Origin of the sequence: Glycomyces amatae, from assembly GCF_020991375.1 — a bacterium.
Lineage (GTDB): Bacteria > Actinomycetota > Actinomycetes > Mycobacteriales > Micromonosporaceae > Glycomyces > Glycomyces amatae.
On the sequence record NZ_JAJLQZ010000007.1, the window covers coordinates 223,955 to 245,882 of the forward strand.

21 protein-coding genes, 3 tRNA genes and 1 pseudogene are annotated in these 21,928 nt (G+C 72.1%); 16 read left to right on the forward strand and 9 right to left on the reverse strand.

Going from position 1 to position 21,928, the window contains the following annotated elements:
- Positions 1-24: 24 nt before the first annotated feature.
- The 3 genes and pseudogenes from LO763_RS13730 (at position 25) to LO763_RS13740 (ending at position 1,542) form a co-directional block, all read left to right on the forward strand.
- Complete coding sequence (locus LO763_RS13730; protein WP_230603027.1) at positions 25-372, forward strand: DUF4190 domain-containing protein; 348 nt, start codon at positions 25-27, stop codon at positions 370-372.
- A gap of 260 nt (positions 373-632) precedes the next feature.
- Positions 633-923, forward strand: a pseudogene (locus tag LO763_RS29850) (phosphatase PAP2 family protein); the annotation flags it as partial.
- A gap of 178 nt (positions 924-1,101) precedes the next feature.
- A complete protein-coding gene (locus LO763_RS13740; RefSeq protein ID WP_230603029.1) occupies positions 1,102-1,542 on the forward strand; it encodes a DUF4190 domain-containing protein in 441 nt (146 codons plus the stop codon).
- On the opposite strand, the gene LO763_RS13745 is transcribed toward LO763_RS13740, so the two are convergent.
- Positions 1,526-1,948, reverse strand: coding sequence for a YrdB family protein (locus LO763_RS13745; protein WP_230603031.1), 423 nt, complete (start codon positions 1,946-1,948; stop codon positions 1,526-1,528). The genes LO763_RS13740 and LO763_RS13745 overlap by 17 nt on opposite strands.
- Positions 1,949-2,063: 115 nt before the next feature.
- Here LO763_RS13745 and LO763_RS13750 point away from each other — a divergent pair, with 115 nt between their 5' ends.
- The 10 genes from LO763_RS13750 to argH all read left to right on the forward strand — a co-directional run bounded on the left by LO763_RS13750 (position 2,064) and on the right by argH (position 12,692).
- On the forward strand, positions 2,064-3,299 hold the full coding sequence (locus LO763_RS13750) for a sensor histidine kinase (RefSeq protein ID WP_230603033.1): 1,236 nt from the start codon (positions 2,064-2,066) through the stop codon (positions 3,297-3,299).
- A gap of 188 nt (positions 3,300-3,487) precedes the next feature.
- Positions 3,488-4,129: a response regulator gene (locus tag LO763_RS13755; RefSeq protein ID WP_230603035.1), complete on the forward strand. Its 642-nt coding sequence runs from the start codon at positions 3,488-3,490 to the stop codon at positions 4,127-4,129.
- Positions 4,130-4,260: 131 nt separating this feature from the next.
- Entirely contained in the window at positions 4,261-5,274 is a 1,014-nt protein-coding gene (argC, locus tag LO763_RS13760) for an N-acetyl-gamma-glutamyl-phosphate reductase (RefSeq protein WP_369431989.1), read from the forward strand.
- A complete protein-coding gene (gene argJ / locus LO763_RS13765) occupies positions 5,271-6,425 on the forward strand; it encodes a bifunctional glutamate N-acetyltransferase/amino-acid acetyltransferase ArgJ (RefSeq protein ID WP_230603038.1) in 1,155 nt (384 codons plus the stop codon). Before argC ends, argJ begins: the two co-directional genes overlap by 4 nt.
- Entirely contained in the window at positions 6,422-7,324 is a 903-nt protein-coding gene (gene argB, locus LO763_RS13770) for an acetylglutamate kinase (RefSeq protein WP_230603040.1), read from the forward strand. The genes argJ and argB overlap by 4 nt, the downstream gene beginning before the upstream one ends.
- Complete coding sequence (locus LO763_RS13775; RefSeq protein WP_230603042.1) at positions 7,321-8,601, forward strand: acetylornithine transaminase; 1,281 nt, start codon at positions 7,321-7,323, stop codon at positions 8,599-8,601. Before argB ends, LO763_RS13775 begins: the two co-directional genes overlap by 4 nt.
- 38 nt (positions 8,602-8,639) lie before the next feature.
- Entirely contained in the window at positions 8,640-9,557 is a 918-nt protein-coding gene (gene argF / locus LO763_RS13780; RefSeq protein ID WP_230603044.1) for an ornithine carbamoyltransferase, read from the forward strand.
- The gene (locus LO763_RS13785; protein WP_230603046.1) at positions 9,554-10,090 is read left to right on the forward strand and encodes an arginine repressor; all 537 of its coding nucleotides are present in this window, start codon (positions 9,554-9,556) and stop codon (positions 10,088-10,090) included. The genes argF and LO763_RS13785 overlap by 4 nt, the downstream gene beginning before the upstream one ends.
- A complete protein-coding gene (locus LO763_RS13790) occupies positions 10,087-11,292 on the forward strand; it encodes an argininosuccinate synthase (RefSeq protein WP_230603048.1) in 1,206 nt (401 codons plus the stop codon). Before LO763_RS13785 ends, LO763_RS13790 begins: the two co-directional genes overlap by 4 nt.
- Positions 11,292-12,692 carry an argininosuccinate lyase gene (gene argH, locus LO763_RS13795; protein ID WP_230603050.1) on the forward strand — a complete coding sequence of 467 codons (1,401 nt, stop codon included), beginning with the start codon at positions 11,292-11,294 and terminating at the stop codon, positions 12,690-12,692. Before LO763_RS13790 ends, argH begins: the two co-directional genes overlap by 1 nt.
- Before the next feature lie 49 nt (positions 12,693-12,741).
- On the opposite strand, the gene LO763_RS13800 is transcribed toward argH, so the two are convergent.
- The 8 genes from LO763_RS13800 to LO763_RS13835 all read right to left on the reverse strand — a co-directional run bounded on the left by LO763_RS13800 (position 12,742) and on the right by LO763_RS13835 (position 21,112).
- Positions 12,742-13,227 (reverse strand): hypothetical protein, encoded by a 486-nt coding sequence (locus LO763_RS13800; protein WP_230603052.1) that lies wholly within the window; start codon positions 13,225-13,227, stop codon positions 12,742-12,744.
- A gap of 85 nt (positions 13,228-13,312) precedes the next feature.
- Complete coding sequence (locus tag LO763_RS13805; protein WP_230603054.1) at positions 13,313-13,855, reverse strand: HdeD family acid-resistance protein; 543 nt, start codon at positions 13,853-13,855, stop codon at positions 13,313-13,315.
- A gap of 114 nt (positions 13,856-13,969) precedes the next feature.
- On the reverse strand, positions 13,970-14,266 hold the full coding sequence (locus tag LO763_RS13810; RefSeq protein ID WP_230603056.1) for a hypothetical protein: 297 nt from the start codon (positions 14,264-14,266) through the stop codon (positions 13,970-13,972).
- A complete protein-coding gene (locus LO763_RS13815; protein WP_230603058.1) occupies positions 14,263-14,487 on the reverse strand; it encodes a hypothetical protein in 225 nt (74 codons plus the stop codon). Before LO763_RS13815 ends, LO763_RS13810 begins: the two co-directional genes overlap by 4 nt.
- A gap of 111 nt (positions 14,488-14,598) precedes the next feature.
- The gene (locus LO763_RS13820; protein WP_230603060.1) at positions 14,599-16,728 is read right to left on the reverse strand and encodes an MMPL family transporter; all 2,130 of its coding nucleotides are present in this window, start codon (positions 16,726-16,728) and stop codon (positions 14,599-14,601) included.
- 195 nt (positions 16,729-16,923) lie between these two features.
- Positions 16,924-17,598 carry a response regulator transcription factor gene (locus LO763_RS13825; protein WP_230603062.1) on the reverse strand — a complete coding sequence of 225 codons (675 nt, stop codon included), beginning with the start codon at positions 17,596-17,598 and terminating at the stop codon, positions 16,924-16,926.
- Complete coding sequence (locus LO763_RS13830; protein WP_230603064.1) at positions 17,595-18,728, reverse strand: sensor histidine kinase; 1,134 nt, start codon at positions 18,726-18,728, stop codon at positions 17,595-17,597. Before LO763_RS13830 ends, LO763_RS13825 begins: the two co-directional genes overlap by 4 nt.
- A 53-nt stretch (positions 18,729-18,781) precedes the next feature.
- Entirely contained in the window at positions 18,782-21,112 is a 2,331-nt protein-coding gene (locus LO763_RS13835) for a Tex family protein (protein WP_369431982.1), read from the reverse strand.
- A gap of 132 nt (positions 21,113-21,244) precedes the next feature.
- Between LO763_RS13835 and LO763_RS13840 the strand changes: the two genes are divergently transcribed.
- From LO763_RS13840 to LO763_RS13850, 3 genes are all read left to right on the forward strand, one after another.
- Positions 21,245-21,317, forward strand: a tRNA-Gly gene (locus LO763_RS13840).
- A gap of 24 nt (positions 21,318-21,341) precedes the next feature.
- Positions 21,342-21,413 (forward strand) — tRNA-Val (locus tag LO763_RS13845).
- A gap of 48 nt (positions 21,414-21,461) precedes the next feature.
- Positions 21,462-21,535, forward strand: a tRNA-Cys gene (locus LO763_RS13850).
- Positions 21,536-21,928 lie beyond the last annotated feature (393 nt).

Below are 21,928 nucleotides of genomic sequence, written 5' to 3' on the forward strand. Positions count from 1 at the left end.
ACACCCTGACCGAGGAGGACCCGCATGTCCGCTCCCGACCCGTACCAGCAGCCCGTGCCGCCGCCGCCCCCTCCACCGCCCGGACCGTACTACCAGCCGTACCAGTCCGGCCCCGAGATCAACGGCAAGGCCGTGGCGGCGCTCGTGTGCGGCATGCTGTTCGTGGCCTCGCCGCTGGGCATCATGGGCCTCGCGTTCGGCAAGACCGCCGAGCGCCAGATCGACGCCGGCATGGGCATCGGCCGCCCCCTCGCCAAGGCCGGGCGCGTCCTGGGCTGGGTCTCGGTGGGCTTCACGGTCTTCTGGGCCCTCTACTTCCTCATCGTGATCATCGCCGTCATCGGCGCCGCCAACGCCGCCTCGAACCTCTAGCCTTGACGCCCAACCGCTTCCCCGCCTCCCGGACCGCGCTCGCGCTGGCGGTCCTCGTCCCGCTCGCCGTGCTCGGCGACGCCCTGTGGATCCGGGCCGACCCGGCCGGGCCGCCCTGGCAGGCCATGGACGACGGGTGGAACGGCCTGGTCGGCGGCCCCGACTCGGGCCTGTGGTGGCACCTCGCCGAGGGCCTCAACCGCTTCGGCGCGGAACCGGGCCTCGCCGTCCTCGCGGTCGGCGTGGTCGTCCTCCTGCTCATGCGCCGCTGGCGCTCGGCCGTCTACGCGTGCGCGGCGGTCGCGGCCACCTCGCTGGTGGTCGACGTGGTCAAATCCGTCCCCGAGCGCCCGCGCCCGGCCGACATCATGGTCGACACCGCCTCCTTCGCGTTCCCCTCCGGGCACAGCGCCCGCATGGCCGCGTTCGTGGTGATCATCGCCGTGGTCGCGATCCCGGCCCGGCGCCTGCGGCTCTGGTGGCCCGCCGCGGTGCTGCTCACCATGGCGATGATGTGGGCCCGGACCTGGCAGCACGCCCACTGGCTGAGCGACACGATCGCCGGGGCCGCCCTCGGCTGGGCCGTGGCGACGCTCCTGTGGCGGGTCCTGTCGCCGCTGCTCGACCGCGAGCGCGCCCTGCGCGAGTCCGCGCCGACCGGCCAGGACCCCGGGGCGGGCACCGGCCGCTTAAGCTGGTGGGGCCCGGACCTCCCGAAAGGTTGCCCCCATGTCGACGCCCGACCCCGACCACCAAGAGCCCCAACCGCAGCAGGTGCCGCCGCCGTACGCGCCGTACCCGCCCTACGGGTACCCGTACATGCCGCCGCGGCCCACGAACGGCCTGGCGATCGCCGCGATGATCATGGGCATCGTCGGCGTCTGCAACCCCATCTCGATCCTGGGCCTCATCTTCGGCATGATCGCCAAGCGCCAGATCGCCGAGCGCGGCGAGCAGGGCGAGGGCTTCGCGACCGCGGGGATCGTGCTCGGCTGGATCGGCGTCGCCTCGGTCGTGTTCTGGGCGATCTACCTCGTGGCCGTCATCGGGCTCTTCAGCACCGCCGTCAACGAGATCGAGGACTGGCCCACCGGCTACCCCACCGACGACCCGACCTGGTCGATCGAGCTGATCGGCGCCCTGCTCCGGCAGCTCAGCGCGGGCGCCTGACGTAGGCCGCCACGGCGGTGTTCGCGACCGCGACCACCGCGAACGCGATCGCCGCCGCCGGGAGGCCCAGGTCCCACAGCGCCGCCGTCCCGGCCCCGAACGCGATCGCCTTGACCGCCAGGGACCCCCACAGCGGCAGCGGTATCCGCGCCTTCGGGGCCGCGAACGCGCCCCACAGGACCACCAGTGCGCCCACGGCCGCCGCCGCGACGAGCAGGCGCGCCCACCAGCCGTCGAGGTCGAGCTCCAGGGCCCACCAGGCGACGAAGACGAGCATGGCCATCTCGAGCGCGAACGCCAGCAGCGCGTTCAGCATCACGAAGGTCCGCAGGACGCCCGAGTACCGGTCCCATTCCGGCCGGTCGTGGGAGGGGCTCGCAGCCGAGGATTGCTTCGGTTCGTTCACGGGACCATGATGGTCCCTCGCCCGCGGCGCCCGCAACGGGGTGCGACGAAAGTCGGAGGGCCCCTTCCGCACCAGGACTGAGGCCGCCGCGCCCCGGACGTGATGGGATGGGGGCATGAGCCGCCCGCCCCGCCGCATCGACCGCGTCAAGCGCGCCGACGTCGTCGCCGCCGTTCTGCTGTTCGCCGCGGGGTCCTCGCTGTTCGCGCTCGGCAGCTACGAGCGGTTCGGCATCGAGGTGCCGCACCTCGTGCGGTACGTGCCGCTGGCCCTGGTCTGCACCGGCGTGGTGCTGCGCCGGGCCTGGCCCGGCGTGACCCTCGCCCTCGGCACCGTGGGCTTCGGCATCGAGATCGCGATCGGCTTCTCGATGGCGGTCGTGTTCGTCTACACCGACAACCTGTACGCCTACGCCCGCTACGGGTCCCGGCGCGGGCTGCGGATCATGGTGCCGGTCGTGATCGCGTTCGTGCTGGCGACCGGGGCCTACATCGGGATCATGGACGGCAGGGCCGCGGCGGTGATCACCATGCTCGCGATCGCCGCGCTCGTGCTCGTCTCCCCGGTGTTCACCGCGATCATCGTGCGCCAGGGCCACGACCGGGCGATGCTGGAGGCCGAGCGGGCCGAGCAGGCCGTGCGGCTGGCGGACGTGCGCCGCCGCGAGGCGGTGCTGCGCGAGCGGACCCTCATGGCGCGCGAGCTGCACGACACCGTCGCCAACTACCTGTCGGCGATCGCCCTCCAGTCCACGGCCCTCCAGGCCCGCAAGGACCTCGACGCCGAGACGATGCGGAGCTCCGTGGCCGCGATCCGCTCCTCCAGCGTCGAGGGCCTGGCCGAGCTGCGGCGCATCATCGGCCTCCTGCGCGCCGCGGACAACGGGACCGGCGAGGGGGAGGAGCTGGCGTCCTTCCGACTCGACCAGGTGGCCGGGCTGGTCGAGCGGATGCGCAAGGCCGGCCTCGTCGTGGACTTCGCGGTCGACGGGCCGGCGCGGCCGCTGCCGGGCGAGGTCGAGCTCACCGCCTACCGGGTGGTCCAGGAGGCGCTGACGAACGTGCTGAAGCACGGTTCGGACGCCGCCGTCGCGATCCGCTACGAGGAGCGGCGGGTCGTGGTCGAGGTCGAGAACGCGGTGCGCCCGGGCGGCGGCCACGTACCCGGCGGGGGAGCGGGGCTGGTCGGGATGACCGAGCGCGTCCGGCTCCTGGGCGGCGACGTGCGGGCGGGGCCGGAGGGCCGCCGCTGGCGGGTCCGCGCCGAGATCCCGACCGGCGGCCTCGACGATCCCGCACCGCAGCCCGGGCCCGCCGCCCACCGCTTCCCGAACCGGAGTGAGCACCGATGACCCGCACCCGTCGCCCCGCCCAGCCGGCTCGCTGCGCTCGCCTTCCCCGAACCGGAGTGAACGCTGTGTGGTCCGCACCCGTCGCGCCCACCCGTCGCCCGCCGCCGCCCGACACCGAAGGCGCACCGCGCCTGCTGCGGCCAATCCGGCTCGCTGCGCTCGCCTTCCCCGAACCGGAGTGAACACTGATGATTAGGGTCCTGCTCGCCGACGACCATGCCGCCGTTCGCGCCGGCCTGCGCATGCTGCTCGACAGCTCCGAGGACATCGAGGTGGTCGGGGAGGCCGCCGACGGCGTCGAGGCGGTCGACCTCGCGAGGGAGCTGTCCCCGGACGTGGTCGTCATGGACGTGCGCATGCCCCGCAAGGACGGCATCGCCGCGGCCGCCGAGCTGCGCGGCACCGCCGACGTCCTGGTCCTCACCAGCTACGGCGAGGACGGCTTCGTGTTCGACGCCCTGCGCGCCGGCGCCAGCGGGTTCCTGCTGAAGGACGCCGACGCCGAGACCCTGGTCGAGGCGGTGCGCACCATCGCGCGCGGCGACGGCCTCATCTCCCCGGCCGTCACCCGCGGCCTCATCGCCGAGTTCGCGCGCTCGCGTCCCGCGTACGCCCCCATCAGCGTCGACGACGCCGGCCTCGCGAGTCTGACCCCGCGCGAGACCGAAGTCCTCGCCCTCATCGGCGAGGGCATGTCGAACGCGGAGATCGCCGCCGAGCTGGGGATGGCCGAGGCCACCGTGAAGTCCCACGTCACCCGCGTGCTCGCCAAGCTCGGCCTCGCCAGCCGCGTCCAGGCCGCCATCTTCGCCCGCGAGCAGGCGCGCTGAGAGCAGTACTTCCGGTGGCCGACGACCACGAACAGGGGCGACAGTCACATCCCACACACCGGAATATCGCTTCCGGCCTTCCATTGAATGCTGATACAGTTCTCTGCATAGTCATTCAAATGGAGGTTCCAGTGACGTACCAGGTCGCCGTGGCGGGCGCCAGCGGCTACGCGGGAGGCGAGGTGCTGCGGCTGCTCGCCGACCACCCGCAGCTCGACGTCGTCGCCGCGGGCGCGCACAGCAACGCCGGTGAGCACATCACCGCAGTCCACCCCCACCTCACCGCTTACGGCGACCGACGCTTCACCCCGACCACCCCGGAGGCCTTCGCCGAGGCCGACCTGGTGATCATGACCCTCCCGCACGGCCAGTCCGCCGCGCTCGCCGCCCAGCTCCCCGCCGAGCAGAAGATCGTCGACCTCGGCGCCGACCACCGGCTCGAGGACGCCGCGGCCTGGGAGGCCTACTACCCCGGCCCCCACGCCGGGACCTGGACCTACGGCCTCCCCGAACTGCCCGGCCAGCGCGAGGAGATCGCCGCCGCGACCCGGGTCGCCGCGACCGGCTGCTACGCCGTCGCGACCATCCTCGGCCTCCGGCCGCTCCTGGACGCCGGGATCGCCTCCCCCGAGGACGTCGTGGTCGTCGCGGCCTCCGGCACCACCGGCGCGGGCAACGCCCCCAAGAAGCACCTGCTCGCCTCCGAGGTCGCCGGGTCGATCAGCCCCTACAAGGTCGGCGCCCACCAGCACGTCCCCGAGATCAAGCAGGCCACCGGCGCGACCTCGCTCTCGCTGACCCCGCTGCTGGCCCCCATGCCGCGCGGCATCCTCTCGACCGTGACCGCCAAGGCCGCCGGCGAGGCCACCGCCGCCGACGTGCGGGCCGCGCTCGCCAAGGCCTACGACGGCGAGCACTTCGTCCACGTCCTGCGCGAGGGCCAGTGGCCCGCGACCGCCTCGACCCTCGGCACCAACGCCGTCCAGCTCCAGGGCGCCGTCGACAAGGACTCCGGCCGGATCATCGTGACCGCCGCGATCGACAACCTCGGCAAGGGCGCGGCCGCGCAGGTCGTCCAGTGCGCCAACCTCATGCTCGGCCTCCCCGAGGCCGCGGGCCTCACCGTGAACGGAGTGGCCCCGTGACCGTCACGACTCCCAAGGGCTTCCAGGCCTCCGGCGTCACCGCCGGGCTCAAGCCCTCCGGCAGGCCGGACGTGGCGCTGGTCGTCAACGACGGCCCGCTCCAGGTCGCCGCGGGCCGCTTCACCGGCAACCGCGTCAAGGCCGCCCCCGTCAAGTGGTCCCAGCAGGTCCTCACCTACGGCCGGCTCAAGGCCGTCGTCCTCAACTCCGGCGGCGCGAACGCCTGCACCGGCGCCGAGGGCTTCCAGAACACGCACGCCACCGCCGAGAAGACCGCCGCCCTCCTCGGCTGCGGCGCGGCCGAGGTCGCGGTCTGCTCGACCGGCCTCATCGGCGAGCAGCTCCCGATGGACAAGCTCCTGCCGGGCGTCGAGGCCGCCGCCGCCGCGCTGGCCGCCGACGGCGGCGAGGCCGCCGCGACCGCGATCATGACCACCGACACCGTCGCCAAGAACGCGGTCGTGACCAGCCCCGCGGGCTGGAGCGTCGGCGGCGTCGCCAAGGGCGCCGGGATGCTCGCCCCCGGCCTGGCGACCATGCTCGTCGTCCTCACCACCGACGCCGTGGTCGACCACCCGCTGGCCGACACCGCGCTCGGCACCGCCTGCCGGTACTCGTTCGACCGGCTCGACTCCGACGGCTCGATGTCCACCAACGACACCGTGCTCCTGCTCGCCTCCGGCGCCTCCGGCGTCGAAGCCGAGGCGGACGAGTTCATCACCGCGCTCACCGACCTGTGCAAGGACCTCGCGCACCAGCTCCTGAGCGACGCCGAGGGCTCCACGAAGGACATCGCGATCACCGTCTCGGGCGCCGCGACCGAGGACGACGCGGTCGAGGTCGGCCGCTGCGTCGCCCGCGACAGCCTCGTCAAGACCGCCATGTTCGGCGGCGACCCCAACTGGGGCCGCATCCTCGCCGCCGTCGGCGTCGCCAAGGCCCCCTTCGACGCCGACGAGGTCGACGTCGCCGTCAACGGCGTCCAGATCTGCAAGGCCGGCGCCGCCGGGGAGCCGCGCGACCTCGTGGACCTGAAGGACCGCGCCGTCGCGATCGACATCGACCTCCACAACGGCGCGGCCTCGGCCACGATCTGGACCAACGACCTGTCCCACGACTACGTCCACGAGAACTCGGCGTACAGCACATGAGCGCGATAGACGACCTCGCACCGAACCTCCAGAAGGCCCTCGGGAAGGCCGAGACCCTCATCGAGGCCCTCCCGTGGCTCCAGCGCTTCACCGGCTCCATCGTGGTGGTCAAGTACGGCGGCAACGCCATGATCAACCCCGAGCTCCAGGCCGCGTTCGCAGCCGACATGGTGTTCCTGCACTACGTCGGCATCAAGCCGGTCGTCGTGCACGGCGGCGGCCCCCAGATCTCCTCCATGCTCGCGAAGCTCGACATCGCCTCCGAGTTCAAGGGCGGCCTGCGGGTCACCACCCCCGAGACCGCCGACGTGGTCCGGATGGTCCTGGTCGGCCAGGTCGGGCGCCAGCTCGTGGGCCTCATCAACAACCACGGCCCCTTCGCCGTCGGCATGTCCGGCGAGGACGCCCAGCTGTTCACCGCCAAGCGGCGCTGGGCCGAGGTCGAGGGCGAGCGGGTCGACGTCGGCCGCGTCGGCGACGTCGCGTCCGTCAACACCGCCGCCGTCGACGACCTCATCGCCGCCGGGCGCATCCCCGTGGTCTCCACGGTCGCGCTCGACCACGACGGCATCCTCTACAACCTCAACGCCGACACCGCCGCGGCCGCGCTCGCCGAGGCCCTCGGCGCGCAGAAGCTCATCGTCCTCACCGACGTCGAAGGGCTGTACGAGAACTGGCCGGACAAGGACTCGCTCCTGCGGCAGATCTCGACCGACCGGCTCGCCGAGATGCTGCCCTCCCTCCAGGCGGGCATGGTCCCGAAGATGGAGGCCTGCCTGCGCGCGGTCAAGGGCGGCGTCCCCCAGGCGCACGTCATCGACGGGCGCGTCCCCCACTCGACGCTGCTGGAGATCTTCACCTCCGACGGCGTCGGCACCATGGTCATGGAGGAGCAGTGAGTTACTCCCAGCAGCTCAAGGACCGGTACGCCAAGGCCCTCATGGGCAACTACGGCCTGCCGCCCGTCGCGATCCGCGAAGGCGAGGGCCGCACCGTCACCGACGTGGACGGCAACACCTACCTCGACATGATCGGCGGCATCGCCGTCTCCAGCCTGGGGCACGACCACCCCGCGCTGGTCGAGGCCGTCGCGGGCCAGGCCGCGCGGCTCGCCCACACCTCGAACCTCTTCCTGCACGAGAAGGAGGTCGAGCTCGCCGAGAAGCTCCTCGAGCTGTGGGGCCACCCCGGCCGGGTCTTCCTGTGCAACTCCGGCACCGAGGCCAACGAGGCCGCGCTGAAGCTCGCGCTGCTCCACGGCAACGCCTTGGGCCGCACCAGGATCGTCGCCACCGAGAACGGCTTCCACGGCCGGTCCCTCGGCGCCCTGTCCATCACCGGGAAGGCCGCGATCCGCGAGCCGTTCGAGCCGCTGGGCCGCGACGTCGTGTTCGTGCCCTACGGCGACGCCGACGCCCTCAAGGCCGCCGTCGACGACTCGGTCGCCGCGGTGTTCCTCGAACCGACCCAGGGCGAGACCGGCGTCGTGCCCTCGCCCCCCGGCTACCTCGAGGCCGCGCGGGAGCTCACGACCGCGAGCAACGCCCTGCTCGTCCTCGACGAGATCCAGTCCGGCTTCGGCCGCACCGGCGCCTGGTTCGCCCACCACGCCGAAGGGATCGTCCCCGACGTCGTGACCCTCGCCAAGGGCCTCGGCGGCGGCGTCCCGATCGGCGCGGTCCTCGCCACCGAGGAGGCCGCCGCGCTGTTCACCAAGGGCGTGCACGGCTCCACCTTCGGCGGCAACCCCATCGCGTGCGCGGCGTCCCTGGCCGTGATCGACACGATCGAGCGCGAGCACCTGTTCGCGAACGTCCTCGCCCTCGGCGAGCACCTCGACGCCCGGCTCGCCGCCGACCCGCGGGTCACCGAGGTCCGCGGCCAGGCCCTGTGGCGCGGCATCAACCTCGCCGAGCCCGTCGCGGCCGAGGTGGTCGGCCACCTCATCGGCCTCGGCGTGCTCGCCAACGCGCCCCGGCCCGACACGGTCCGGATCGCCCCGCCGCTCACCATCACCCGGCCCGAGCTCGACGCGTTCTGCGACAAGCTCATCGAAGCCCTCGACGCCATCGTCCCGCACCCGTCGCCCCGCCCGCCGGCGCCGCTTCGCGACGCCTCTCCCCGAACCGGAGGGGCTGCGCCCCACGGAGCTCCGCACCCGGGAGGTCGACCGTGACTCTCAACGCAGCTCAGCAGCACCAGGCTCTACCGGGCGTGAGGCACTTTCTCAAGGACGACGACATCACCCCCGCGCAGCAGGCCGAGATCCTCGACCTCGCCGCCAAGATGAAGGCCGACCGCCACGCCCACCGCCCCCTCGCGGGCCCCAAGTCCGTCGCGGTCGTCTTCGAGAAGCCCTCCACCCGGACCCGGCTGTCGTTCGACGTCGGCATCGCCGAGCTCGGCGGCCACTCCGTGGTCATCGACGCCCAGTCCACCCAGCTCGGCCGCGGCGAGTCCGTCGCCGACACCGCCCGGGTCCTGTCCCGGTACGTCAGCGCCATCGTGATCCGCACCTTCGGCGACGACCGGATCGCCGAGCTCGCCGAGCCCGCCACCGTTCCGGTCGTCAACGCGCTCACCGACGGCTGGCACCCCTGCCAGCTCCTGGCCGACCTCCAGACCATCGCCGAGCACCGGCCGCTCAAGGGCACGAGCATCGCCTACCTCGGCGACGCCGCCTTCAACATGGGCAACTCCACGGTCATCGCCTCCTCCCTCGCCGGGATGCACGTCCGCGTCGGCGCCCCCGAGGGCTACCAGCCCGCCGCCGAGGTCCTCGAGCGCGCCGCGCGGATCAACGCCGCCACGGGCGGGTCGGTCACCGTCACCGCCGACCCCGTCGAGGCGGTCGCGGGCGCCGACGTGGTCTCCACCGACGCGTGGGTCTCGATGGGCATGGCCGACAGCGCCAAGCGCTTCGGCGAACTGCACGCCTACCAGCTCAACGCCGGCCTGCTCGCCCACGCCGCCGACGACGCGATCGTGCTGCACTGCCTCCCGGCCCACCGCGGCGAGGAGATCACCGACGAGTGTCTAGACGGCCCGCAGTCGCGCGTGTTCGACCAGGCCGAGAACCGCCTCCACGCCCAGAAGGCCCTCCTCGCGTGGCTCGTGAAGGAGTCGCAGTGAACCAGCCGACCACCAAGGCCGCCAGGCAGGCCCGCATCGTCGAGCTGATCTCGACCCGCGCGATCCGCTCCCAGACCGAGCTGGCGAACCTCCTCGCCGCCGACGGCATCGAGGCCACCCAGGCGACGCTCTCGCGCGACCTCGAGGAGCTCGGCGCGGTCAAGGTCCGCGGCACCGACGGCGGCTCCGCGGTCTACTCGATCTTCGCTGAGGGCGAACGGCCCCTGCGCGACGCCGAGGCCGCCCCCGACCGGCTCCAGCGCCTCCTGCGGGAGCTGCTCGTCGGCGCCGACCACTCGGCCAACATGGCCGTCCTGCGCGTCCCGCCCGGCGCGGCCCAGTACCTCGCCAGCGCGATCGACCGATCGGGCCTGGCCGACGTCATCGGCACCATCGCAGGGGACGACACGATCGCCGTGATCGCCCGCGACGGCGTCACCGGCGGCCAGGTGGCCGAGCAGATGCTTCATTGGGCCGGCAAGGCGCCAGACCCCTACACGACCACCCAGGGAATAAAGGAGAACCAGCAATGACCGAGAAAGTAGTGCTCGCCTACTCGGGCGGCCTCGACACGTCCGTAGCGATCCCGTACCTGGCCGAGCAGCTCGACGCCGAGGTGATCGCCGTGGCGATCGACGTCGGCCAGGGCGGCGAGGACATGGACGTCATCAAGCAGCGCGCCCTGGGCTGCGGCGCCGTCGTCGCCGAGGTCGTCGACGCCCGCGAGGAGTTCGCCGCCGACTACTGCTTCCCGGCCGTGGCCGCCAACGCGCTCTACATGGACCGCTACCCCCTGGTCTCCGCCCTGTCCCGGCCGCTCATCGTCAAGCACCTCGTGGCCGCCGCCGAGAAGCACGGCGCCACGATCGTCTCCCACGGCTGCACCGGCAAGGGCAACGACCAGGTCCGCTTCGAGGCCGGCCTCGCCGCCCTCGCCCCGCACCTCAAGGTCGTCGCCCCCGCCCGCGACTTCGCCTGGACCCGGGACAAGGCCATCGCGTTCGCCGAGGAGAAGGGCCTCCCGATCGACGTGACCAAGAAGTCCCCGTACTCGATCGACCAGAACCTGTGGGGCCGCGCCGTCGAGACCGGCTTCCTCGAGGACATCTGGAACGGCCCCATCGAGGACATCTACGACTACACCCAGGACCCGGCCGAGGCCCGCGAGGCCGACGAGGTGGTCGTCACCTTCATCGGCGGCAGGCCCGTCGCCCTCGACGGCGTCGAGAAGTCCGCGTTCGACCTCGTCAAGGAGCTCAACGAGCGCGCCGGCGCCCAGGGCATCGGTCGGATCGACATGGTCGAGGACCGGCTCGTGGGCATCAAGTCCCGCGAGGTCTACGAGTCCCCGGCCGGCATCACCCTGATCGCCGCCCACATGGAGCTCGAGAACGTCACCGTCGAACGCGAGCAGGCCCGGTTCAAGCGCACGGTCGACCAGCGCTGGGGCGAGCTCGTGTACGACGGCCTGTGGTTCTCGCCGCTGAAGCAGAGCCTCGAGGCGTTCATCGCCGACGCCCAGACCCACGTCACCGGCGAGGTGCGGCTCTCGCTCCACGCGGGCAAGGCCACCGTCACCGGCCGGCGCTCCGAGACCAGCCTCTACGACTTCGACCTGGCCACCTACGACGAGGGCGACGCGTTCGACCAGTCGAACGCGCGCGGCTTCGTCGAGCTGTGGAGCCTCCCGGCCAAGCTCGCCGCCGCCCGGAACGAGCGGGCCAAGGCCGAGTAATGGCGAAACTGTGGGGGGGCCGCTTCACGGGCGGCCCCGCCGCCGCCCTCGAAGCCCTGAACGCCTCGATCGGCTTCGACTGGCGGCTGGCGCCGTACGACCTCAAGGCCTCCAAGGCCCATGCGCGCGTGCTCCACCGCGCGGGGCTGCTGGACGCCGGCGAACTCGCCGCGATGCTCGGTGCGCTCGACGCCCTCGGCGAGGACGTCGCCTCCGGCGCGTTCACCGGGACGATCAGCGACGAGGACGTCCACACCGCGCTCGAGCGCGGCCTCGTGGAGCGCCTCGGCGACCTGGGCGGCAAGCTCCGCGCGGGCCGCTCGCGCAACGACCAGATCGCCACGGACCTGCGCCTGTACTGCCGCGACCACGCCCGCGGTCTGGCCGCCGACGTGGCCGCGCTGGTGCACGCGCTCGCCGAGCAGGCCGCCGCGGTGGTGGACGCGCCCGCGCCAGGCATGACCCACCTCCAGCACGCGCAGCCGGTCACCCTGGGACACCAGCTCCTGGCCCACGCGCAGGGCTTCCTGCGGGACCTGGAGCGCCTGCGCGACTGGGACCGGCGCGCCGCCGTCTCGCCGCTCGGGTCGGGCGCCCTGTCGGGCTCCTCGCTCCCGCTGGACCCGGTCGCCGTGGCCGAGGAGCTCGGCTTCGACGCGCCCGCGGCGAACTCGATGGACGGCGTCTCGGACCGCGACTTCGCCGCCGAGCTGCTGTTCGCCTGCTCGATGATCGGCGTGCACCTCTCCCGCCTGGGGGAGGAGGTCATCCTCTGGTCGAGCCACGAGTTCGGCTGGGTCGTGCTCGACGACGCGTTCTCCACGGGCTCCTCGATCATGCCGCAGAAGAAGAACCCGGACGTGGCCGAACTGGCCCGCGGCAAGGCGGGCCGCCTGGTCGGCAACCTGACGGGCCTCCTCGTGACGCTCAAGGGCCTGCCGTTCACGTACAACAAGGACCTCCAGGAGGACAAGGAGCCGGTCTTCGACTCCCTGGACAACCTGGCGCTCCTCCTGCCCGCCGTCACGGGCATGGTCGAGACCATGCGGTTCAACGCGGAGGTGCCGCGCGCGAGCGCCCCGAAGGGCTTCAGCCTGGCCACGGAGATCGCGGACTGGCTGGTGCGCAAGGGTGTTCCGTTCCGCAGCGCCCACGAGACCGCGGGCGCGTGCGTGGCGCACTGCGAGGCGCGGGGCATCGAGCTCCACGAGATCGCGGACGCGGACCTGGCGGCCATCTCGGCCGACCTGGACCCGTCGGTGAAGCAGGTGCTCGACGTGGACGGCGCGCTCGCCGCCCGCACCACGCCGGGTTCGACGGGCCCGAAGGCCGTCGCCGACCAGCTCGCCCGGGTCCGCGAGCAGGTCGAGGCCTGGAACGACTGGGCCGCGCAGCGCTGAGACGCAGCGGAGCGGCCCGCGCCTTCGCGCGGGCCGCTCCGCGTCGCCGCTAGGAACCCGGCTGGAGCAGGACGGGCTCGTCGCAGACCTCGACGGGCCCGGTGCCGAGGTCGTCGGTGAGGCAGACGGCCACCGTCACGTAATCGATCGACGCGCCCGCCTCGGCGTTCAGCTCGAAGTCGAACGCGAAGGACGACTCCGTGTCAGGCAGCGCCACGCGGTGCTCGGCCACGGGCCAGTCGTGCGAGTGGGCGGTGAACCGGACGTGGCGCGGGAACGGCACCACGTCGAGGCAGGGCCGGTCGTCGGCGATCGTGGTCGAGGCCTTGCCGGTGATCGCCACGGTCGGCTGGACGACGAAGTCGGGCCACTCGGCCTCCCCGGTGGCCTCGTAGAAGGTGCAGTAGTCCTCGCCGGTGTCGCTCACCGTGAAGGGGACCGGTGCGGCCGCCGCCGGTGCGGCGGCCGCGAGCGCGAACAGGACGCCCGCGACGAGCGCGATGGCGCCGCGCAGCAGGCTGGGAAGTCGTGTCATGGGACTCCGATCAGGGGTGTGCGGAGCCGCGCCCAACCTCGCGCTCCGTCGCCGGACATTTACAAGAGTAAATATCCAGGAAGCCTTACCACGCGTCAAGCTCCTTGGCGAGCCTGCGGAGCCGCACGCTCGTCATGACGGTGATGATCCCCCAGATGATCGCGAAGAACCCGATGGTCACCACGAGCGCGACCGCCCCCGAACCGGGATCGGCGAGCAGCAGGATCCCGAGCACCACGCCGGCGAGCCCCGAGAGGATGAAGAGCCAGCGCCCGCCCGCATCGCGGGAGAGCCCGAGACCGGAGACGATCGAGCCGACGCCGGTGACGATCGCCCAGATCGCGATGACGTACAGGAGCACGAGCGCGGTGATGTCGGGCCAGAGCAGCGCGACCAGCCCGGCGATGATCCCGAGGGCGCCGACGACGATGAGGAATCCGCGCCCGGAGGACCGCCGCAGGCCCATGGCCAGGATGCCGGCCCCGTCCACGATGGCGTAGGCGCCGAACAGGATGACGAGGGCGACCAGCGTGATCTCGGGCCAGAAGACCGCGAGGGCCCCGAAGAGGACGGTGAAGATACCGCGGGCCAGCACCCAGGCCCAACTCCGAGCGAGCAGTTCGAGCACCGCAACCACCCCGTTCCACCTGCGATAACACTATGCATCCGAGGCTAGCCCCAACACGACGAACCGACGCGGTTTCCTTGAAAACCCGACACGATGCCGCACACTCGAAGCGGGTCAGGCGAGCTTGGCGGACAGGATCACCCGGCAGACTTCCACGGGCCCGGCCTCGGCCTGGCCGAGGTGATCGCCGAGTCCGTTGGTGGGGAACGCCGTCACATGCCCTGGGCTGATCCAGGCCGGCTCGGGCGTCATGACCTGGAGCGAGCGCGGCGCCGAGTTCGCGAACTCCAGGGAGGCGATCAGGGGAACGACCAGGACGCGGCCGGGAACGATCTCTCCGGTGGAGAGAATGACGACGCGGCGGCCGGGACGGTCGCCGCGCTCGTAGATCGCACCACGCTCGAAGATCACTCTCGGCCCTCGCCGTCCAGGGCCGCGACATCGGCGTCCCATTCGGCCGTGAAGCCGACGGCGTCCGCCGCGGCTTGGACGGCCGCGGCGTCGGCGAGGTAGGCCTGGAGATTCGCCTCGACGAGGGCTTGGCGGATGTGCTCGGTGACAGGCACGCCGTGCGCCTCGGCTATGCCCTTCGCTCGGTCGTACTCGTCCTTGGGTATGCGTACTGAGATCATGTCCATACTGCTTTTGTAGCATGCAATTCTGTAGGCGAACAACGCCTACAGAATTTGATGCGGTGTTATCAAGGCCCCGGCGCGCTGCGCCGGGGCCTCGCTGTCTCGGGTTTAGCGGACCGCGGCCGGTTCGCGGCCGGTCTCCGTCCGCTCCGGCTCGGGTTCCACCGTCACGTGCGGCAGGACCCTGTCCAGCCATTTCGGGATCCACCACGCGCCCCGGCCCATGGCCTTCATCAGCGCCGGGACCAGCAGGCAGCGGATCACGAACGCGTCGATGAAGATCGCCGCGGCCATCCCGATCCCGAACTGCTGCATCATCCGCGACTCGCTGAACATGAACGCCCCGAACACCGCGATCATGATCGCCGCCGCCGCGGTCACCACGCTCCCGGTCGACGCCAGCCCCTTGCGCACCGCCTCGACGGCGTCGCCGGTCCGCACCCACTCCTCGCGCATCCGCGACATCAGGAACACCTCGTAGTCCATCGACAGCCCGAAGATGATCGCGAAGCTCATCACCGGCACGAACGCCTCGATCGGCCCCGGCTGCGTCCCCAGCAGCCCCTCCTGGAAGATCCAGGCGACCAGGCCCAGGCTCGCGCCGATCGTCAGCAGGTTGAGCACCGCGGCCTTGAGCGGGATCAGGACCGAGCGGAACACCGCCATCAGCAGCAGCATCGACAGGCCCACCACGATCACCAGGAACAGCGGCGCCCGCTGCTCGATGATGTCGCTGAAGTCGATCGCCGCGGCCGTCGGACCGCCCACGAGCTGGACCCCCTCGACCCCGTCGAGGTCCTCGCGCAGCTGGTGCACCAGGTCCACCGTCGCCTCGTCGCTCGGCCCGCCCGTGCCGATCACGAACGACATCCACAGCTGCGGCGCGACCTCGACCGCCGGGGAGGCCTGCTCCACCGCGTCGAGCGCCCCGACCGCCTCGTACGCGGCCGCCGCCTCGGCCTCGGTGCCGTCCGTGACCACCATGAGCGGGCCGTTGAAGCCCTTGCCGAACCCGTCGCTGAGCATGTCGTACGCCTGGCGGCTCTGCAGCTCCTCGGACTCGGTGCCCGCGTCGGCGAAGCCCAGCCGCAGCCCCGTCAGCGGCGCCGAGAGCGCCACCAGCCCGACGGTGACCAGCACGATCGCCAGCCAGGCGCGCTTCTCGACGAACCGCGACCACGCGTTCCAGCGCCGCCCCGGCACGCCCTTCGCCTTCGCGGCGTGCCTCCGGACCCGCTTCTCGATCCGCTTCCCGAACAGCGCCAGCAGCGCCGGCAGCAGCGTCACCGAGGCGATCATGGTCACCAGGACCACCAGCGCCACCGCGATCGCGACCGATTGCAGCGCACCGAGACCCAGCGCGTACAGGCCGATGAGCGCGATGATCACCACGGAGCCGGCGAACAGGACCGAGCGCCCGGCCGTGTCCAGCGCGGCGGCCGCCGCGGCCCTGCGGCTCGCGCCGCCCAGCAGCTCGGAGCGGAAGCGCGCGAAGATGAGCAGCGCGTAGTCGACCCCGACGCCCAGGCCCACCAGGAACAGGATCGGCGTCAGGAAGGTCGGCAGCGTCACGACGTGCGAGACGAGCACGGCCAGGCCGAACGTGGTCCCCACGGCGAACACCGCGGTGATGAGCGGCAGGCTCGCGGCCAGGAACGACCCGAACATGAGCACGAGGATCACCAGCGCCGCGAGGATGCCGACGCCCTCGGCGGCCCCGCCGCCGCCCTCCTCGACCTCGCGGATCGGGTCGCCGCCCAGCGCGACCTCCAGGCCGTCCCCGGAGGCCTCCTCGGCGAGCGGCAGCAGCGCCGCGGCCTCCTCGGCGGTGCCGTCGAAGACCGCCGTCGCGTACCCGACGGTGCCGTCCTCGCCGATCGCCCCGTACTCGGCGTACGGGTCGTTCACCGACGCGACCCCGGGCATCCCGGCGATCTCGGCCAGGAGCGCGTCGACGCGGTCCCGCTCGGCCGCGACGTCGTCGGCCGCGAAGACCACCTGCACCGAGACGTCGTTCGCCTCGGGCGCGCGCTCCTCGAGCAGGTCGGCCAGCTCCTGGGACTCGGTCCCGGGCATGGAGAAGTCGTCCTCGAAGGCCGAGCCGACCGCGCCGGAGGCGCCGATCGACGCGCCGAACACGAGGACCCAGAGGAGGATCGCGATCCAGGGGCGCCGCTGCGTCCAGTGGGACAGCCGGGCCATCGCCGAACGCGGTTGTGAGGCAAGGTGTGGTTCCATGCGGTCCACTGTCGGCGCGGCGAACGCCCGGCCGCATCACCTTCACGGGGCGACCGCCGTACGCCCGGGGGACCACACCCGGGCCGGGCGACTACACCCCCGGTCGCACCGGCCCGCCGGCGAGCTGCGGCGCCGGCTCCGAGGAGCGCCCGCCGAAGGCCCCGCCCTTCTGCGCGGCCGGGCCCTCGACCGGTCTCAGGACTCCCCGTCGGTCCAGGTCGGACGGACCAGGCCCGACTCGTACGCGGTCACCACCAGCTGCGCGCGGTCGCGCGCCGACAGCTTCGACATGATCCGGCTGACGTGCGTCTTCGCCGTCGCGGGCGACAGGAACAGCGTCCCGGCGATCTCGTCGTTGCTCATGCCCGTCGCCACCAGCTTGAGCACCTCGGTCTCGCGCTCGGTGAGCGCGTTCAGCCTCGAGCTCGGCTCGGGCCGGGCGACGCGCCCGGCGAACTCGCCGATGAGCCGCCGCGTGACCTTGGGGGAGATGAGCGCCTCGCCGATCGCGACCACCCGGATCGCGTGCAGGAGCTCGTCCGGGTCGGTGTCCTTGAGGAGGAATCCGCTCGCGCCCGCGCGCAGCGCCCGGTACACGTAGTCGTCCTCGTCGAACGTCGTCAGGATCACCACCTTGACGCCGTCGAGCTTCGGGTCGGCGCCGAGCCGCTCGGTCGCCTCCAGGCCGTCCATGCCGGGCATCCGGATGTCCATGAGCAGCACGTCCGGGCGGTGCCGCCGCGCCAGCTCCAGCGCCTCGCGCCCGTCGCCGGCCTCGGCGACCAGCTCGATGTCCTCCTCGTCGCCGAGGATCGAGGCGAACCCGGCCCGCACCAGCCGCTGATCGTCCACCAGCATCACGCGGATCACTCGACCACCTCCAACGGCCATGTGGCCTCCACGGTGAAGCCGCCGTCGTCGAGCGGCCCCGCGTAGAAGGTACCGCCGAGCCCCTCGGCCCGCTCGCGCATCCCCATGAGGCCGTTCCCGGGAGCCTTGGCGCCCTTGGCGACCCCGTCGTCGACCACTGAGACCGCCAGTGTCGACGTCCCGGTCACCACCTTCACCTGGACGCGCTTCGCCTTGGCGTGCCGCAGCACGTTCGTCAGCGACTCCTGCACCACCCGGAACGCGGCCGCGTCCACCGTCGCCGGCAGCTCGGCCCGCCCGTCCACCCGCAGGTCGACCTCCAGGCCCGATTCGCGCGCGGCGTCCACCAGCGACGACAGCTGGTCCAGGCTCGGCCCCGGCCCGGTCGGGGCGTCCTCGCCGGGATCGCGCAGCACCCCGACCAGGGCCCGCAGCTCCCGCAGCGACAGCCGGCTCGTGTCGGCGATGACCTGGAGCGTCTCATGCGTCGCGAACCCGGGGTCGCGCCGCAGCCTGCGCAGCGCCGCCGCCGTCTGCACGTTGATGAGCGACAGGTGGTGGCCCACCGCGTCGTGCAGCTCCCGGGCGATCCGCAGCCGCTCCTCGGCCACGCTGCGCCGCTGCGTCTCGGCGAGCGCCACGGCCGTCTCGGCCCGGTACCGCCGGTGGTGCGCCACGACCGCGCCGATCGCCGGGATCGCGATGATCCAGCCGCCGAGCATGAACGTCTCGCTCGCGGTGATGTGCGCGAAGTCGGCGATGACCTCCGAGACCACGATGATCAGGAACGTGCAGGCCGCGATGATCCCCGCCGCGACCACCCGGCCCAGCGCCGCGAGCGTGTACAGCGCGATGGCGAAGCCCATGAGCGTCGGCCCGTCGATCGACGAGGCCGGGAAGTACACCAGGGTCGCCACCAGCGTCACGAGCGTCACCGTGAGCGGGAACGAGGAGCGGAAGAACACCGCCGCGACCGACACCGCGAGCATCGCCCACGCCAGGTCCTCGTTGAGCCCCTCCGTGTCGTTCCGCTTCACGGCCCACTGGATCAGCGTCCACGTCAGGACGATCACCGCGTTGACGGAGCCGACGATCAGGTCGACGGCGCGCACGGAGTAGCGGTTCAGCACGCCTCCCAGCCTAGGCAGGAGCGCCCGGCCGCGGCCGGGCGCTCCTCGGTCCGCTACTTCGTCAGGCCGGCCCGGCGCAGCGCCTCGGCCATCGCGCTCTGCGGCGCGGCCTGCTGCCCGCCGCGCTGGCGCGGCTGCTGACGGCCGCCGTTCCCCTTGCCGCCCTTGCCGCCGCCTTGCTGCTGCCCACCGCGTCGGCCTCCACCGGCCTCGGGCTCGTCCTCCAGCCGCATCGTCAGCGAGATCCGCTGCCGCTGCAAATCGACGCTCAGCACCTTCACCTTGACGACGTCGCCGGGCTTGACGATCTCGCGCGGGTCCTCGACGTAGCGGTTCGCCAGCGCCGAGATGTGCACCAGGCCGTCCTGGTGGACGCCGATGTCGACGAACGCGCCGAAGGCCGCGACGTTCGTCACGGCCCCTTCGAGGAGCATCCCCGGTTCGAGGTCGGCGACCTTCTCGACGCCCTCCTTGAACGCGGCGGCCTTGAACTCGGGCCGCGGGTCGCGGCCGGGCTTCTCCAGCTCGGCGATGATGTCGGTGACCGTCGGCACGCCGAAGCGCTCGTCGGCGAAGTCGCCCGGCCTGAGCCTGCGGAGCGTCTTCGCGTCCCCGACGATCCCGCCCACCGTGGCCCCGGTGGCCGCGAGGATCCGCTCTACGACCGGGTACGCCTCGGGGTGGACCGCGGAGGCGTCGAGCGGGTTGGCCCCGCCCGGCACCCGGAGGAACCCGGCGGCCTGCTCGAACGCCTTGGGGCCCAAGCGGGGCACGCCGAGCAGCGCCTTGCGGTCGGCGAAGCGGCCGTGCTCGTCGCGGTAGGCGACGATGTTCGCGGCGACGCTCTCGGAGAGCCCGGAGACCTGCGACAGGAGCGGCGCCGAGGCGGTGTTGAGGTCCACGCCGACGGCGTTCACGGCGTCCTCGACGACCGCCTCGAGCGAGCGGGTGAGCTTGGACTCGGTGAGGTCGTGCTGGTACTGGCCGACGCCGATGTGCTTGGGCTCGATCTTGACCAGCTCGGCCAGCGGGTCCTGGAGGCGGCGCGCGATGGAGACGGCCCCGCGCAGGGACACGTCCATGCCCGGGAGCTCCTTGGTGGCGTAGGCGGACGCCGAGTAGATCGACGCGCCGGCCTCGGAGACGACGATCTTCGACAGCTCGGCGGTGCCCGCGAACGCCTTGACGAGGTCGGCGGCGAGCCGGTCGGTCTCGCGGGAGGCGGTGCCGTTGCCGATGGCGACGAGCTGCACGCCGTGCTTCTTGACGAGCGCGCCGAGCACCGCCAGCGCGTCGTCCCAGCGGTTCTGCGGCTGGTGCGGGTAGATCGCGGTGGCGTCGAGCACCTTCCCGGTCGCGTCCACGACGGCGACCTTGACGCCGGTGCGGTACCCCGGGTCCAGGCCGAGGACGGCCTTCGGGCCGGCGGGGGCCGCGAGCAGGAGGTCCTTCAGGTTCGCCGCGAAGACCTTCACGGCCTCGTCCTCGGCGAGCTGCCACAGCCGCATCCGCAGGTCCACGCCGAGCTTGACGAGGATGCGGGTGCGCCAGGCCCACGAGACGGTCTTGGCCAGCCACGCGTCGGCGGGCCGCCCGGCGTCGCGGACGCCGAACTTGGCGGCGATCACGTCCTCGCAGTCGGCCCCGTCGGCCTCGGTCTCGCCCGGCTCCAGCGCGAGCGAGAGCGCCTCCTCCTTCTCGCCGCGGAACAGCGCGAGCACCCGGTGCGAGGGGAGCGTGGTGAACGTCTCGGCGAAGTCGAAGTAGTCGGAGAACTTCGCGCCCTTCTCCTCGGCGCCGTCGCGGACCCTGGAGACGATCCTGCCCTTGCGCCACATGCGTTCGCGCAGGTCGCCGATGAGGTCGGCGTCCTCGGAGAACCGCTCGGTGAGGATCGCGCGCGCCCCCGCGAGGGCGGCGGCCGCGTCGGCCACGTCCTTCTCGGGGTCCAGGTACGCCGCCGCGGCGGTCTCCGGGTCCTGTGAGGGATCACTCAGCAGGAGGTCGGCGAGCGGCTCCAGGCCGGCCTCGCGGGCGATCTGGGCCTTGGTGCGGCGCTTGACCTTGAACGGCGCGTAGAGGTCCTCGAGCCGGGCCTTGGTGTCGGCGGCGTCGATCTGCGCGGTGAGCTCCGGGGTGAGCTTCCCCTGCTCGCCGATGGATTCGAGCACGGCCTTGCGGCGGGCCTCCAGTTCCCGCAGGTACCCGAGGCGCTCCTCGAGGGCGCGCAGCTGCTCGTCGGAGAGGCCCTCGGTGGCCTCCTTGCGGTATCGGGCGATGAAGGGGACGGTGGAGCCGTCGTCCAGGAGCGCGACGGCCGCGCGGACTTGATGGGAGCCGACCGAGAGTTCTTCGGCGATGCGTTGATCGATAGCTTGAGCCACGGGAGGATTCTGCCAGAGCGCTGCGACAACATGGCCCCAAGCCGGTAGCCCCCACCCCCCGGTGGACGCTTGGTTCGGCATTGGGTAAAGTTCTATCCCGTCGCCAGGGAATGAAAAACCCCTGGAAGACATGCGGACGTAGCGCAGTTGGTAGCGCGACACCTTGCCAAGGTGTAGGTCGCCGGTTCGATCCCGGTCGTCCGCTCGGAGCTCGAAAGAGCGCCTTCCCGGACGATTAGCTCAGCGGGAGAGCACTCCCCTGACACGGGAGAGGTCACTGGTTCAATCCCAGTATCGTCCACCGCAGTGAGGGCCCAGGCTCACAAGGCCTGGGCTTTTCTCGCATCATGGTGGGTTGGCCGAGTGGTTAGGCAGCGGCCTGCAAAGCCGTCCACACGGGTTCGACTCCCGTACCCACCTCCATCGATATGTCAGAGGATCAGAGCCCGGGCGACCGGGCTCTTTCCGCACCCACGCAAGCTTCGTCCGGTCCGTGAGGCGCAGGGTCTTGTAGGTTTCAGGCTGCCACGACGAACGCCCAGCTCAGCAGACATGTCACCTGATCGGTGAAGATTGATTCAGGTCTCTCGGGTGCCAGCTCTCTTCCAGCGCGGCACTGGCGCCCCCGGACGCAGGTGAGACCTCACCCCATTGAACTGCGAAAATGCGAGATCGATCGGCCAAAACGCCCATACCTGCGCAGACCGGGTACGCCGGGACGCCCGCGGCGAACCGGCTGCGGCAGCGCGACGACATCCAGGGCTGTTGGCGCATTGCGGTGAGGGCCGCAGACCGTCGCGGTCTGCGGCCCTTCGC